The organism is Mycobacterium sp. 2YAF39 (assembly GCF_052114565.1).
In the GTDB taxonomy this organism is placed as follows: domain Bacteria; phylum Actinomycetota; class Actinomycetes; order Mycobacteriales; family Mycobacteriaceae; genus Mycobacterium.
Genome location: NZ_JBFREZ010000008.1, coordinates 45,617 through 60,221 on the forward strand (window position 1 = coordinate 45,617; position 14,605 = coordinate 60,221).

The 14,605-nt window shown below is 65.6% G+C and carries 14 protein-coding genes and 1 tRNA gene; 8 read left to right on the forward strand and 7 right to left on the reverse strand.

Features of this window, described 5'->3' with window-relative positions; translation table 11 throughout:
* Window positions 1-25: 25 nt before the first annotated feature.
* From kasA to aceE, 5 genes are all read right to left on the reverse strand, one after another.
* Complete coding sequence (kasA, locus tag AB4Z42_RS21785; RefSeq protein WP_442011308.1) at window positions 26-1,276, reverse strand: 3-oxoacyl-ACP synthase KasA; 1,251 nt, start codon at window positions 1,274-1,276, stop codon at window positions 26-28.
* Window positions 1,273-1,575, reverse strand: a complete 303-nt coding sequence (gene acpM / locus AB4Z42_RS21790) for a meromycolate extension acyl carrier protein AcpM (protein WP_442011309.1) — start codon at window positions 1,573-1,575, stop codon at window positions 1,273-1,275. The genes kasA and acpM overlap by 4 nt, the downstream gene beginning before the upstream one ends.
* An 84-nt stretch (window positions 1,576-1,659) precedes the next feature.
* Window positions 1,660-2,568 carry an ACP S-malonyltransferase gene (locus AB4Z42_RS21795; RefSeq protein WP_442011310.1) on the reverse strand — a complete coding sequence of 303 codons (909 nt, stop codon included), beginning with the start codon at window positions 2,566-2,568 and terminating at the stop codon, window positions 1,660-1,662.
* A gap of 170 nt (window positions 2,569-2,738) precedes the next feature.
* Window positions 2,739-3,980: a PucR family transcriptional regulator gene (locus AB4Z42_RS21800; RefSeq protein WP_442011311.1), complete on the reverse strand. Its 1,242-nt coding sequence runs from the start codon at window positions 3,978-3,980 to the stop codon at window positions 2,739-2,741.
* Between the two features lie 109 nt (window positions 3,981-4,089).
* Entirely contained in the window at window positions 4,090-6,879 is a 2,790-nt protein-coding gene (gene aceE, locus AB4Z42_RS21805) for a pyruvate dehydrogenase (acetyl-transferring), homodimeric type (RefSeq protein ID WP_442011312.1), read from the reverse strand.
* Between the two features lie 158 nt (window positions 6,880-7,037).
* On the opposite strand from aceE, the gene AB4Z42_RS21810 reads away from it, so the two are divergent.
* From AB4Z42_RS21810 to AB4Z42_RS21845, 8 genes are all read left to right on the forward strand, one after another.
* Window positions 7,038-7,613 (forward strand): hypothetical protein, encoded by a 576-nt coding sequence (locus AB4Z42_RS21810; RefSeq protein ID WP_442011313.1) that lies wholly within the window; start codon window positions 7,038-7,040, stop codon window positions 7,611-7,613.
* A gap of 104 nt (window positions 7,614-7,717) precedes the next feature.
* Window positions 7,718-8,143, forward strand: coding sequence for a DUF3052 domain-containing protein (locus AB4Z42_RS21815; protein WP_442011314.1), 426 nt, complete (start codon window positions 7,718-7,720; stop codon window positions 8,141-8,143).
* Window positions 8,140-8,604 carry a peroxiredoxin gene (locus AB4Z42_RS21820; protein ID WP_442011315.1) on the forward strand — a complete coding sequence of 155 codons (465 nt, stop codon included), beginning with the start codon at window positions 8,140-8,142 and terminating at the stop codon, window positions 8,602-8,604. Before AB4Z42_RS21815 ends, AB4Z42_RS21820 begins: the two co-directional genes overlap by 4 nt.
* A gap of 44 nt (window positions 8,605-8,648) precedes the next feature.
* Window positions 8,649-8,723 (forward strand) — tRNA-Val (locus tag AB4Z42_RS21825).
* A gap of 156 nt (window positions 8,724-8,879) precedes the next feature.
* Window positions 8,880-10,217, forward strand: coding sequence for an alpha/beta fold hydrolase (locus AB4Z42_RS21830; protein ID WP_442011316.1), 1,338 nt, complete (start codon window positions 8,880-8,882; stop codon window positions 10,215-10,217).
* A 34-nt stretch (window positions 10,218-10,251) separates the two neighbouring features.
* The gene (locus AB4Z42_RS21835) at window positions 10,252-10,905 is read left to right on the forward strand and encodes a nitroreductase family protein (protein ID WP_442011520.1); all 654 of its coding nucleotides are present in this window, start codon (window positions 10,252-10,254) and stop codon (window positions 10,903-10,905) included.
* A gap of 29 nt (window positions 10,906-10,934) precedes the next feature.
* Window positions 10,935-12,353, forward strand: a complete 1,419-nt coding sequence (locus tag AB4Z42_RS21840) for an SDR family NAD(P)-dependent oxidoreductase (protein WP_442011317.1) — start codon at window positions 10,935-10,937, stop codon at window positions 12,351-12,353.
* A gap of 17 nt (window positions 12,354-12,370) precedes the next feature.
* Complete coding sequence (locus AB4Z42_RS21845) at window positions 12,371-13,441, forward strand: DUF2855 family protein (RefSeq protein ID WP_442011318.1); 1,071 nt, start codon at window positions 12,371-12,373, stop codon at window positions 13,439-13,441.
* Here AB4Z42_RS21845 and AB4Z42_RS21850 read toward each other — a convergent pair.
* Window positions 13,438-14,088 (reverse strand): hemerythrin domain-containing protein, encoded by a 651-nt coding sequence (locus AB4Z42_RS21850; protein ID WP_442011319.1) that lies wholly within the window; start codon window positions 14,086-14,088, stop codon window positions 13,438-13,440. The two genes, AB4Z42_RS21845 and AB4Z42_RS21850, sit on opposite strands and share 4 nt — an antisense overlap.
* Before the next feature lie 58 nt (window positions 14,089-14,146).
* Window positions 14,147-14,542 (reverse strand): VOC family protein, encoded by a 396-nt coding sequence (locus AB4Z42_RS21855; RefSeq protein WP_442011320.1) that lies wholly within the window; start codon window positions 14,540-14,542, stop codon window positions 14,147-14,149.
* Between the last annotated feature and the right edge of the window lie 63 nt (window positions 14,543-14,605).

The window sequence follows — 14,605 nt, forward strand, 5'->3', positions numbered from 1 at the left end:
ACTGCTCTGAGAGTTCCTTCCTAGCTCAGTAACGCCCGAACGCCAGGGCGACATTGTGTCCACCGAAGCCGAACGAGTTGTTGATGGCGTACTGGTAGTCGCCATATCGAGGCTCGCCCGCAACGACATCGAGATCGATCTCGGGATCAGGTGTCTCGTAGTTCAGTGTCGGCGGAATGACGCCGTCACGCAGAGCGAGAACCGTCAGGATCGACTCCAATGCCCCGACCGCACCGATCGAGTGGCCCAGCGCCGACTTCGGCGCGTAGACCGCTGCGTGCTCCACTCCGGCAACGCGGATGGCGTTGGCCTCGGCGATGTCGCCGATCGGGGTGGCGGTGGCATGTGCGTTGATGTGGCTGATGTCCTTGGACTCGAGGCCCGCAGACTCCATCGCACGCTTCATCGCGTGGCCGGCCCGAAGACCGTCCGGCGCCGGGGCGACCATATGGAACGCGTCGGACGAGATGCCCGCGCCCATCACCCTGGCCAGCGGCTTGGCGCCACGTGCCTTGGCGTGCTCCTCGGTTTCGATGATCATCATCGCGCCGGCTTCACCGAACACGAAGCCGTCACGATTCTTGTCGAACGGCCGCGATGCGCCCTCGGGGTTGTCGTTGTTGGTCGACATGGCACGCATCATCGAGAACCCTGCGATCGGCAGCGCCTCGATGACACCCTCGACGCCACCGCACACGGCGAAATCGGCGTCACCCATGACGATCTGACGCCACGCATGGGCGATGGCCTCCGAACCCGACGAACAGGCCGACACCGGGGTGATGACCCCGGCCCGTGCCCCGAGTTCCAGTCCGACCACAGCGGCCGCGCCGTTGGGCATGACCATCTGAACGGCGAGCGGGGACACCTTGCGGGGTCCGCCCTCGTTCATCGCGTCATACATCTCGACGATCTTCTCGCCGCCACCCAAACCGGTGCCGATGACGACCGAGAAGCGATCCGGGTCGACCTCAGGTCTACCGGCGTTCTCCCACAACTGATTGCCGACGTACTTGGCCATCCGCTGGACATAGGACATCCGGCGATGTTCCAGCCGCGTCATCAGTGGATCGAGCGGCTCCTTGAGGTGGCCGCCGATCTTGACTGACAGGTCCCACTTCTCGACGAAGTCGTCGTCGAGTATGCGGATGCCGCTTTCGCCTGCGAGCAAGCCCTTCCACGTGCTCTCGATGTCCGGTGCGAGTGAAGTCGTCGCCGTAACAGCGGTCACCACAACACTGGGGAAACCGCCGTTAGCAGTGGAAGGTTTGGTCACTGGTCTCCCGAACCCATCTGCGCACGGATGGCCGCGGCGGCCTCGGGGTTCTCTTCCTCGAGCTTCTGGATGTAGGTGACGACGTCACCGACGGTGCGCAGGCCCGCGAGGTCCTCGTCGGGGATCTTCACGCCGTACTTGTCCTCGGTCTGCACGGCGATCTCGACCATCGACAGCGAGTCGATGTCCAGGTCGTCGACGAAGGACTTCTCCGGGGTGACCTCGGACGGCTCGATACCGGTGACCTCTTCGATGATCTCGGCGATGCCGGCGATGATTTCGTTTTGAGTGGTTGCCACGGTGGCTCCTTCTAATTAATTGTTACTGCCAACTGATGTTGGTATGTGGTTGTTGCTTCCCGGCGGACCGGGAGTCATTCCCCTTCAGAGCTCGGCGAGCCCGTCCAGGTCAGCGGGGGATTTGACGGCGTGCGTCGGTACCCCCCGAAGTTCGCGTTTGGCGATCCCGGCGAGTGTCCCGGCGGGCGGGAACTCGACGATCGCCGACACATTCTGATGACGCATGGTCTCGGTACACAGATCCCAACGCACCGGCTTTGTCATCTGGTTCACCAGCTTGGACATCGCGTCGGACGCCGAGGAAACGGCCTGTCCGTCGGAGTTCGACAGCAGCGTGGCGGTCGGCTCGGCAAGTGTGACCGTCTGGGCGGCGGCCGCGTACCCCTCAGCTGCGGTCGCCATGTAGTGAGTGTGGAAGGCGCCCGCGGTCGCCAGCTGCCGGACCCGGGCCTTGGCCGGGGGATCCTCCGCAAGCTTCTCCAGCGCCGCAATCGATCCGGCCGCGACGATCTGACCAGCGGCGTTTCGGTTGGCGGGCACCAGGTCGAGCGCCTCGAGGCGCGCGAGCACCTCGGCCTCGTCGCCGCCCAGCACCGCGGACATGCCGGTGGGCTCGAGGGCGCACGCTTTCGCCATCTCGGCGCCGCGGGTCGCGGCAAGCTTGACCGCGTCGTCCGCGGAGATCACGCCGGCGATCGCGTATGCGGCGATCTCACCGACCGAGTGGCCTGCCACCACGGTGTTCTTGCCGTCCAGCACGCCACGGCGGGTCAGTTCCTCATGCGCCAGCAGGGTGGCGGCCACGACCAACGGCTGGGTCACCGCAGTATCGGTGATCTCTTCAGCGGTGGCGGTGGTTCCCAGGCGTGCCAGGTCCAGTCCACTGATCTGCGACCATGTCGATAGACGGTCAGCAGTACCCGGCAGCTCTAGCCAAGGGCTGAGCATGCCGGGGGTCTGAGAGCCCTGTCCGGGCGCAAGCAACGCGAGCACTGTTTAAGAGAACACTGTGAAAGCTCATTTGCGCGGTGTAAGAGATTATGAACCTCGTCTTATGTTTTTGTGGAGATCCCACAAAACCGCACGTGATGCGACTCCATCGATACCGGTCCGCGACATATTCACCCGTGCGAACACCGTCCGTTGCGCGTCAGTGACGTCCGTCACCCGGTCGGCGCTGCGTTTCGTGAGCTGGATAAGTGCGTTTGCCGACTGAGTCGGCCCAGGCTGGCGGCCACGCGGAGGACGTACGCATCGCGCGGGACCGTGGGATCGCGACCCGTGAAATCGGCGATCCGTTTGAGGCGATAACGAACGGTGTTTGGATGAACGAACAATTTGCGGGCGCACGCCTCGATCGCGCCGCCTGAATCCAGATATGCGTCCAGCGTCTCGGTCAGCGCCGGATCCGCGTCGCCCAGCGGCCTCATGACCTCGACCTCCAACGCGGCGATCGCGGTCGTATCGCCGAGCAGTGCCCGCTCCGGCAGCAACTCGCGAGCCGCCACCGGACGCGGCGCACCGGTCCAGCCGGCGACGGCGTTCATGCCGGCGATCGCTTCCGTAGCGCTGCGGTGCGCCGCTGCCAAGGTGGAAGCGGTCGGACCGATCACGACAGGCCCGTCGGCGAAGGCCGTCATCAGGTCCTTGAGGAAGCGGTCGGTCGCGGACAACGCCCCCGACACGATCGCGACCAGCCAGGTGCCGTGGACGTCGGACAGCGCGGCACGGCTGTGACGGTTGACGACATCTCGGACGTCCTCGCCCGCAAGGTCGTTGCGGTCCGGACGCGGCAGCCCCACGATCACGGTGGCCGGTTCGGTGGTGTCCCAGTTCAACGCCGCGGCCTGGGACTGCAGCTCGGGTCCTGTGTCCCCCCGCACGATGGCGTCGATGACGTTGGCCTCCATCCGGGTGTCCCACGCGCCGCGCGCCTCGGCCTGGTCGGCGTACGCCTCGGCGGCGGCGAACGCGAGATCCCGGCTGTAGCGCAGGATTCCGGCCGTCAGCGCGGTCAACTGCTCGTCGGAGCGGGCCAGCAGCGGCACCACTTCCTCGCAGTACTCCATGGTCACGCGAACCATCTCGACCGACTGCCGCAGGGCGATCTTGCGCCGCAGATCCTGCGGGACGACCTCAAACGCCTGGGCCGTATAGCTGACGTTGCTCTGCGGATCACGCATCCACTCGACGAAGTTCACCACCGCGGCCTGCACCACCAACTGCACGCTGGCCCGCTGGGAGGCCTCGAGGTCGGCGAAGAACGGCAGCCGCTGCTCCATCGCGCGCACCGCCTCGGTCGCCAGCCGGCCGGAATACTGCTTCAGCCGCCGCAACACGACGTCGGGCACTGTTTCCAGCACCTCGACCGTGGACTTCGGCGGGACGAACCGATTGTCGGCCATTCATAAAGGCTACGCCACACTTCTGGAGGAAACCTCCAACGACGCTTGGCCTAAGCCACTCCCGGTCGAATGTCGTGGCCTAAGCCACTCCGGGTCGAATGTCGTGGGCCTAAGCCACTCCCGGGTCCGACGTCTGCTCAGGCGCGGCCATGACGTCGTCGATCTGGTACTTGCTTGCCGCCTCGACGGCGACCGACTGATCGATGTTGCCGTCGCGGGCCAATCCCTCCAGGACGGCGACCGCAACGGACTCGGCATCGGTGTTGTAGTAGCGCCGCGCCGCGGGCCGGGTGTCGGAGAAGCCGAAGCCGTCGGTGCCCAGGGTGACGTACGTGCCGGGCACCCACGGCCGGATCTGCTCGGGCACCGCCCGCATCCAGTCGGATACCGCGATGACGGGCCCAATCGCGTCCTGCAGCGCCGTGGTGACGAACGCTGTGCCTGCGGGACGGTCGGGGTGGCGCAGCCGCTGCTTCTCGATGTGCACTCCGTCGCGGTTCAGCTCGTTCCAACTGGTCACCGACCACACATCGGCGGCGACATCCCACTCGTCGGCCAGCAGCTGTGCGGCCCGCAGTGCCTCCGGCATCGCCACGCCCGACGCCAGGATCTGCGCGGCGTGCGTCCGCTTCTCCGGGGCGGGCCGGTACCGGTAGATGCCCTTCAGCAAGGCGTCGACGTCGACGTCCTCCGGTTCGGGCGGCTGGGCGTAGGGCTCGTTGTAGATGGTGATGTAGAAGTAGACGTTCTCCGGGTCCTCGCCGTACATCCTGGCCAGACCGCTCTCGACGATGTAGGCGATCTCGAACGCGAACGCCGGGTCGTAGGCCACCACCGCCGGGTTGGAGGCGGCGAGCAGCATCGAATGCCCGTCGGCGTGCTGCAGACCCTCGCCGACCAGGGTGGTGCGTCCCGCGGTGGCGCCGAGTACGAAGCCGCGGGCCATCTGATCGGCTGCGGCCCAGAGTCCGTCGCCGGTGCGCTGGAACCCGAACATCGAATAGAAGATGTAGAGCGGGATCATCGGCTCGTTGTGGGTGGCATACGACGTGCCGACCGCGGTGAACGATGCGGTCGAACCGGCCTCGTTAATGCCCTCGTGCAGGATCTGGCCGATTTCACTTTCCTTGTACGCCAACATCAATTCGGCATCCACAGCGGTGTACAGCTGCCCGTTGCGGTTGTAGATCTTCAGGCTCGGAAACCACGAGTCCATACCGAACGTGCGCGCCTCGTCGGGAATGATGGGGACGATCCGCTTCCCGATTTCCTTATCGCGCAGCAATTCCTTGAATGTCCGCACTGTCGCCATCGTGGTGGCGACCTCTTGGTTGCCCGAACCCTTCTTGAGCGCTTTGTACGTATCGCGAGGCGGCAATGGCAACACCTTGGTGTGGGTGCGCCGCTCGGGGAGGAAGCCGCCCAGCGCCCGCCGCCGCTCAAGCATGTAGCGGATCTCGGGCGCCTCCGGGCCGGGGTGGTAGTACGGCGGGAGATACGGATTCTCTTCGAGCTGCTCGTCGCTGATCGGAATGCGGGTCGAGTCGCGGAAGTACTTGAGGTCTTGCAGCGCAAGCTTTTTCATCTGGTGCGTGGCGTTGCGGCCCTGGAAGTGCGCGCCCAGTGAGTAGCCCTTGATGGTCTTGGCCAGGATGACGGTCGGCTGGCCCTTGTGGTCGATGGCCGCGCGGTAGGCGGCGTAGACCTTGCGGTAGTCATGACCGCCGCGCTTGAGGTTCCAGATCTCGGCGTCCGACATCTTGTCGACCAGCTGCTTGGTGCGAGGGTCGCGGCCGAAGAAGTGGTCGCGGACGTAGGCGCCGTCGTTGGCCTTGTAGGTCTGGTAGTCGCCGTCGGGCGTCGTGTTCATCAGGTTCACCAGCGCGCCGTCGCGGTCGGCGTGCAGCAGGGTGTCCCATTCGCGGCCCCACACCACCTTGATGACATTCCAGCCGGCGCCGCGGAAGAAGGACTCCAGCTCCTGAATGATCTTGCCGTTGCCGCGCACCGGTCCGTCGAGGCGCTGCAGGTTGCAGTTGATGACAAAGGTCAGGTTGTCCAGGCCCTCATTGGTCGCGACCTGGAGTAGTCCACGACTTTCTGGCTCGTCCATCTCGCCGTCGCCGAGGAACGCCCACACATGCTGATCGGAGGTGTCCTTGATGCCGCGGTCGGTCAGGTAGTGGTTGAACCGGGCCTGATAGATCGCGTTCATCGGGCCGAGGCCCATCGACACGGTGGGGAATTCCCAGAAGGACGGCATCAGGCGCGGGTGCGGATACGACGGCAGCCCACCGCCGGGATGGCTGTGCTCCTGGCGGAAGCCGTCGAGCTCATCGGCGGTTAGCCGGCCCTCGAGGAACGCGCGTGCGTAGATGCCGGGCGACGCGTGCCCTTGAATGAAGATCTGGTCACCCCCGCCGGGGTGTGCCTTGCCGCGGAAGAAGTGATTGAAGCCGACCTCGTAGAGCGCCGCGGAGGACGCGTAGGTCGAAATATGGCCTCCCACACCGACTCCCGGGCGCTGCGCGCGGTGCACCATGATCGCGGCGTTCCAGCGGATCCAGGCTCGGTAGCGCCGTTCGACGTCCTCGTCGCCAGGGAACCACGGCTCGAGTTCGGTCGGGATGGTGTTCACATAGTCGGTCGAGGTCAGCGCAGGAATGGCGACCCGTTGTTCGCCGGCACGCTCCAACAGCCGCAGCATCAGATAGCGTGCGCGGGCGGGGCCCGACCGCTCGAGCAGGTCGTCGAACGACTCCAGCCACTCGCTGGTCTCTTCGGTGTCAATGTCGGGCAGATACGACGCGACGCCTTCACGGATCACCCGGACCCGGTCGGGTTCGGCTGCACTGCTGGAGTTTTGGGCCAGGTCTTGGCGCGCGAACTCGGTGGTCAAATTCCGCTCCTTGTTAGGCGGTATACGTGCTCAGGTGATCGGGGCGGATGTTTTCCGCACCTCTCCATCCTTCTCCAATCCTGCACCACTTGCACCGGTGGGGGTGTGGACTGGAATGAACCCGCGATTACGGATCGAACCGGTAACGTCTGCAGACCGTGGTGACCGGTTGGCTGTGTCCGAGACGCCTGCGGGTCGCCGCTTCTGTGGTCGGCGGTGTGGCCGCAACGGCGATGATCATCGTGGGTTGTAGCAGTGTCACCCAGGGCAAACCGTCGGTCGACACCGCCGATGCCCCTGTTTACCGGGCGTCGGTGTCGGCCTCGATCGAGGAGTCGGCTGCCAGTTCGAGTGCGCGAGAGTCGCAGCGGCAGGAGTCGCTGACCAAGGAGGCGGTGCACACCTCCTGCGAGTCGTTGAGCACCAGCAGCGTCGATGCGATCACCGCCGTCAACGCCTATGTCGACGCCTTCAACGAGAGCGCTGCCGATGCCGACGCACGGTCGGGTCCGGCGATCGACGCGCTCAACCACAGCGCCGACCTGGTCGCAGGCAGTGTGTCCGACCCGCTGACCTCCGAGTTGAAGGACGCGATGCGCGCCTGGGTCGACGCCGCGAGGGGCCTGGCAGTGGCCATCGCGGGCAATTACGGCTCCGACGAATTCAACGCCGCGATCACCAAACTGAATGACACGAAGACCACCGCGCTGAACCTCTGCGATGCGGCATATTGACTTAGATCGACGAACCTGGCCGCCAGTGAGTGGCGACAGAGCCAGGTCGTGCGACGATAGGGCCTGGCGCACAACGCGCCGAGCTGGCTGAAGGAGGACCGACGGTGGTCGCGGCGGACGACGCCCCGAGCTTCGCCCAAAGACTGGGCATCCAAAAAGATCAGGTTGTGCAGGAGTTGGGCTGGGACGAGGACACCGACGACGACATCCGGGCCGACATCGAGGACGCGTGCGGCGGTGAGCTGCTCGACGAAGACGCCGACGAGGTGATCGACGTCGTCCTGTTGTGGTGGCGCGATGACGACGGCGATCTCGTCGACCGCCTGATGGACGCCATCACACCCCTGGCTGACGACGGCGTGATTTGGGTGGTCACACCCAAGACCGGCAAGCCTGGACACGTGCAGCCCGCCGAGATCGCCGAGTCGGCGCCGACCGCGGGCCTGATGCAGACCTCGTCGGCGAATCTGGGCGACTGGATCGCCAGCCGGCTGGTCCAGCCGAAATCGAAAGCGGCCGGCAGGCGATGATCGAGGTTGGAACCGAGGCGCCGGACTTCACCCTGAAGGACCAGGACGGCCAGCCGGTCACGCTGAGCGACTTCCGGGGCGTCAAGAACGTGCTTCTGGTGTTCTTCCCGCTGGCATTCACCGGCATCTGCCAGGGCGAGCTGGACGAGATTCGCGATCATCTTGCGGACTTCGAGAACGATGACACGGCGACGCTGGCGATCTCGGTGGGGCCGCCGCCGACTCACAAGGTCTGGGCCACGCAGAGCGGCTTCGGATTCCCGGTGCTCTCGGACTTCTGGCCGCACGGCGGCGTGGCGCAGGCCTACGGGGTGTTCAACGACGACGCCGGATTCGCCAACCGCGGGACTTTCGTGGTGGACCGCACCGGCGCCGTCCGATTCGCCGAGATGAAGGGCCCGGGAGAGCCGCGGGACCAGGCGGTGTGGACCCAGGCGTTGGCGGCGCTCAAATCGGGCTGACGGATTTCGTGTCTCCCGTCGTCGGCGTGTAATTTGCCCTGCGAGGGCGCGTAGCTCAGTGGTAGAGCTCTGGTTTTACACACCAGCGGTCGGCGGTTCGATACCGTCCGCGCCCACCAGTCCAACTGGCGACAGTCAGGCGTGGCACCTTTCGTAGGACACCGTTGTGTCATCTCTCCCCGGGCCATGGGTTCGCACGTACCAGTCCCGTCACACACCAGCGGTCGGCGGTTCGATACCGTCCGCCCCCACCAGTCCGATGCCAAGATGTCGAGATGAGCGATCGGCGGGTCCGTTACGCACGCAACGGCACGGTTCGCCTCGCATACCGCGAATTCGGCGACGGGGAAACGACGCTCGTGTGGAACCCCGGCTGGTTCAGCAACGTCGACATCGTTGACGAACCCGGGAGTCCGATCGGCGTCATCGCTGACCAACTGGCGGAGGTCACGCGGCTCATAGTGTGGGACAAGCGCGGAACCGGGCTTTCGGATCCGGCGACCCATGTCCCCCCTCTCGACGAACGCATGGACGATCTTCATGCGGTACTCGACGCCGCGAAGGCCGATCGAGCTGCACTGTTCGGGATGTCCGAGGGCGGCCCGATGAGTCTGCTGTTCGCGGCGACACACCCGGATCGCGTGCATTCACTGGTGATGTACGGCGTCTCGGCACGGTTCTCGCAGGAGCTGCCGGACTATCCCTGGGGATTCACCGCTGAGGAGAAGGCCCAGCATCTGGAAGTCATCGACAGTCACTGGGGCGACGGCGCGCTCGCCGAACTGTTTTTCGGCGAGATCGCCGACATACCGGGATTTCGCGAGCTCTACGGCCGGTATCAACGGGTCAGTGCGAGCCCGACGATGGCCGCATGGCTGTGGCAGGCGCTGCTGGAAATCGATGTTCGCGGCATTCTCGGCTCCATCAGTGCCCCGACTCGTGTGCTGGCGAGGCCGAACGACCTGATCGCTGCGTACGACGCCGCAAAGGCTTTGGCGGCCGCGATTCCCGGGGCCGAATTCAAGACGTTGCCCGACGGACCGCATTCCCTCATCGACGAAGTGGTGGGCTCGGCAATCCTCGATTTCGTCTGCGGCGCAACGACGGTGGCCGCAGGCGAACGAGTCGTCAAGACGGTGTTGTTCACCGACATCGTCGGTTCCACCGAACTGCTCAGCGCTCGTGGTGATGCGCACTGGCGCCGTCAGCTCAACGCACATGACAAGACCGTCGACTGGCTGATCGAGAAGCACGGCGGACGCCGTGCGAAACACACCGGAGATGGGATCTTCGCGCTCTTCGACGGGCCGACCAAGGCCGCCCGCTGTGCGTTGGAATTGGTTCCGGCTCTCGCCGCGCGCGGTCTCTTGATTCGGGCAGGCCTTCACACCGGCGAGTGCGAGCGCCGCGGCGACGAGTGGAGCGGAATGGCTGTTCATACCGGCGCGCGCATCGGCGCGCTGGCGGGCACCGGCGAAGTCTTGGCCAGTCGTACGGTGCGCGATCTGTCTGCCGGATCGGGCTTGGGCTTCGAAAGTCTTGGGCCACAACGTCTCAAAGGCCTGCCGGAAGCGGTCGACGTCTACCGGCTCACCAACCAGGGACCGATGTAGATAACCAGGCGGTGGCCGTGCTGGGATCATGACCATGACGCAACACGAATCCCTGACGATGTCGCTCGAAGACGCGATGCGAACGCAGCGGGCAATCCGTCGGATCAAGAGTGACCCGGTCGACGACGCGCTGGTGCTCCATCTCCTCGAACTCGCCATGAAGGCGCCGACGGGCTCGAATGCGCAGAACTGGGAGTTCATCGTCGTCAAGGACCGCGAGGTGGTCGCGAAGCTCGCACACTTCAATCGCACCGCCCAGAGATTCGGCGGTGCGATCTACAAGCGCATGCTCGGAGACCGCATGGACGAGAAGATGCTGCGCAACGAGAAAGCCGTCCGGTGGCAGGCCGAACACTTCGACGAGACCCCCGTCGTCATCGTGGCGTGCATCAAAGGTGTCGTCCCACCATGGCCACAGATCGCCGTGAGCAGTGCCTACGGGTCCATCTATCCCGCGGTGCAGAATCTGTTGCTCGCTGCACGTGCCGCCGGTCTGGGTGCGGCGCTGACCACCATCCCGCTGTGGAGCAAGCTGCTGGCGCGACGCGCCCTGGGTCTGCCATGGAACGTCACTCCGGTTGCGGTCATTCCTCTTGGATGGCCGATCGGCAAGTACGGCCCCACCACACGTCGTCCTGTCGGAGAACTGGTCTCGCTCGACCGTTACGGCAACCGCGCGTTTGTGTAGAAAGGCCAGTTCGCCAGTACTCTTCCTGCGTGGCCGCGATCGATCCGGAGAAGCTCAGCACCTGCCTTCAGGTGCTGTCCGACGTCGAAGCGCTGCCTCCTGAGCATCCCGACGCGGTCGCTGTCCGACGTGCCACGGCCGGCCTCTTCAAAGCGGTCAAACAGGCCCGCCGCCACGCCAAGCGGGATGCGATCGCCACCGCCGACCGCGCGGTCATCGCCGCCACGGCCACCGGCGCCCCCGGCCGCATCGACGACGAGACGCAGGGCCTGCCGCTGGTGTCGACTGCCGCAGGGGCGACCGCGGGCACGCTGCAGCGCTCCCGGGCCTGCTACGTGTGCAAACAGCACCACACCGTCGTCGACGCGTTCTACCACCAGCTGTGTCCGAGCTGCGCTGCGCTCAACCGGTCCAAGCGTGATGCCCGTGCGGACCTGAGCGGCCGGCGCGCGCTGCTCACCGGCGGCCGGGCCAAGATCGGCATGTACATCGCGCTGCGGCTGCTCCGCGACGGTGCACACACGACGATCACCACGCGATTTCCCAACGACGCCGTTCGCCGCTTCGCCGCGATGCCCGACAGTGCGGACTGGCTGCACCGGCTGCGCGTCGTCGGCATCGACCTTCGCGACCCGGCCCAGGTCGTCGCGCTCGCCGACACAGTCGCCGCCCAGGGCCCGCTGGACATCCTGATCAACAACGCCGCCCAGACGGTGCGCCGGGCGCCCGGCTCCTACTCGGCGCTCGTCGAGGGTGAGCGCACGCCGCCGCCGGAGCTCGTCGACGTGATCGCGTTCGACCGCGTTAGTGATGCGCACCCGGCGGCGCTCGCGGGAAGTCTCGCCGAGCACCAGGCGCCGCACGCGGTCACCGAGCTGGCACTACTCGCACGCAGCGCGTCCCCGGAGCGGATTGCGGCGGGCACCGCGATCGATGCGGGCGGCCTGCTGCCCGACACCGCCTCGGTGAACAGCTGGACCCAACGCGTGGATGAGGTCGATGCGATGGAGCTGCTGGAGGTGCAGCTGTGCAATCAGACCGCGCCGTTCATTCTGGTCAGCAGGCTGCGTCCGGCGATGGCCGCGTCGGCCGCCCGACGGAAGTACATCGTCAACGTATCGGCGATGGAAGGTCAGTTCAGTCGGGCCTACAAGGGGCCGGGGCACCCGCACACCAATATGGCGAAGGCGGCGCTGAACATGCTCACCCGTACCAGTGCGGGTGAGATGTTGGAGCAGGACGGCATTCTCATGACCGCCGTCGACACCGGGTGGATCACCGACGAGCGTCCACACCCGACCAAGATGCGCCTCGCCGACGAGGGGTTCCACGCCCCGCTCGACCTGGTCGACGGCGCCGCCCGGGTCTACGACCCGATCGTGCGCGGCGAGGCCGGCGAGGATCTGTACGGCTGCTTCCTGAAGGACTACTCGCCAAGCAACTGGTAGCGCATACGGTGGGCGGCGTGGACTTTGAGTTGAACCGCAAGGACCTGCACGACACCCGATTCGTGGCGGGCGATCCGCCGTCGCTGGCCGACGGCGAGGCGCTGCTGAAGGTCGAGTCGTTCGGGCTGACGGCCAACAACATCACCTACGCCGTGTTCGGTGACGCGATGAACTACTGGGACTTCTTTCCGGCCTCGGACCCGGAGTGGGGCACGTTGAACGTCTGGGGATACGCCCACGTCGAGGAGAGCCGGCATTCGGGTCTGCCGCAAGGCCTGCGGGTCTACGGCTATCTGCCGTGCGCAAGCCACCTGGTGGTTGCCCCTTCCCGGATCGACGAGAAGGGGTTCTTCGACGCCGCAGTGCACCGGGCCAACCTGCCGTCGGCCTATCAGGGTTACCGCGACGTCGAGACCGATCCCGTCTATTCGGCCGACCGCGAGGCCGAGCACATCCTGTTCTTCCCGCTGTTCTTCACGTCGTTTCTGATCGACGACTTCCTGGCCGACGAGAACTTCTTCGGCGCCGACACGATCGTCATCTCCAGTGCGTCGTCCAAGACGGCGATCATCGCCGCGTACCTGCTGGCGAAGCGAGGTGGTGTCGATGTCGTCGGGCTGACGTCGGCGGGTAATCGCGAGTTCGTCGAGGGGCTCGACATTTTTGACTCGGTGGCGCTCTACGATGCGGTCTCCGATCTTCCGGGGGACCGCGCGGTCTATGTCGACATCTCAGGCGATGGCGGGGTGCGCTCCGACGTCCATGCCCACTACGGCGACCGCCTCGCCCACAGCTCCACCGTCGGCGCAACGCACTGGACCCAAATGGCCCCGGGGGCAGGAGAACTCGCCGGACCGAGCCCGGTGTTCTTCTTCGCGCCAGACCGGATCACCAAGCGCGGAAACGACTGGGGCACCGCCGAACTCGACCGCAAGGTCGCCGAGTCGTGGGCGCCGTTCGCGCAGTGGGCCGCGGGCTGGGTTCGCGCCGAACGGATCTCGGCCGAGGACGCGATCCAGCGGGCCTACCTCGACCTGCTCGACGGCAAGGTCGACCCGGCGTCGGGGATTGTCGTGGACCTCAGCTAGACGGCGTACACCTTCGCTCGGTACGAGCTGAGCGCACGGCCCCCGAGGCGCTTCAGCAGCATTCTGGGCGCGATCGGTACGGACGCGATGAACCGCTGCTGCTCCTCGGGTGTCGATTCGGCGAGCACGAAACCCGCGAACGCCAAGGCGAACTGCAAATTCGACGGTTTCACGTACCCCGCCCCGCGGTCGATGAACATCTGCCACTCGTCAGGGGTGATCGATTGCCCGACGAGCGGCACCACGGTCGCTTCCTCATTGCCGAGATGCTCACCCAGTCCCACCGACATGTCGTCGGCGGCTGCGGCGAGCCGGCTGGTCAAGGCGGGATCGGCAGAGCCGATCCAGGACGCACGCAATGTTTGGACACGGTTGATCAGTTCTGACACGCGGTCGTGTTCTGTGGCCGCTTGCCGAACTGCCACTTCATGATCCGGCAGGCGCTGGAGCAGCCGCGGCAGGAGAATCTCGTCCTCGGCGGCGTGATGGTGGTGCAGCACCTCGATCATGTTGGCGAGATGCGATCCGACGCGCTTGGAACGTGCGGTGTCGCCTGCGGCGACGGAGCTGATCAGGTCGGGGAGTGCACCGAACTGTGCGCGAAATGCGTGGTGGATGAGAACCATCTGGAACGGATCACTTCGCATGTCCCTATCGTCGGATGGCGATGCATCGACGGCGTGAGTAGTCGACTACTCGAATCGATCAGCTAGGCGGCGCGAAGAACTCCAGCGCGACGCCGTCGGGGTCGCGGAAACTCAGGCCGGACCCGTAACTCTCGTCGACGATGCCGCCGTGCGAGACGCCGAGCTTGTCGAGCCGCTCCACCCAGCGCTCGAGTTCGGCGCGGTCAGCGCATCCGAAACCGACATGGTCCAGCCCCACCCGGTGCTCGGTGAATCGCTCGTCGGGCGCCTGCTGATCGTGCTGATGGATGCCGAACAGGGTCCCGTTGTCGAACGCCCACACGAGGTGGTGGAAGCCGGCATCGGTGTGCTCGTCAATGACCGGTTCGGTCTCGAGCAGGGCTTTGTACCAAGGGCCGCTGACCTCTAGGTCGCGCACGGTCACCGCGACGTGGTTGAGCGCTGGAAAGGGCATCGTGATCTCCTCTCTTTTGTGGCCTGCAGTCATCATCAACGTCGGCCAACCGAGTTCGACTAC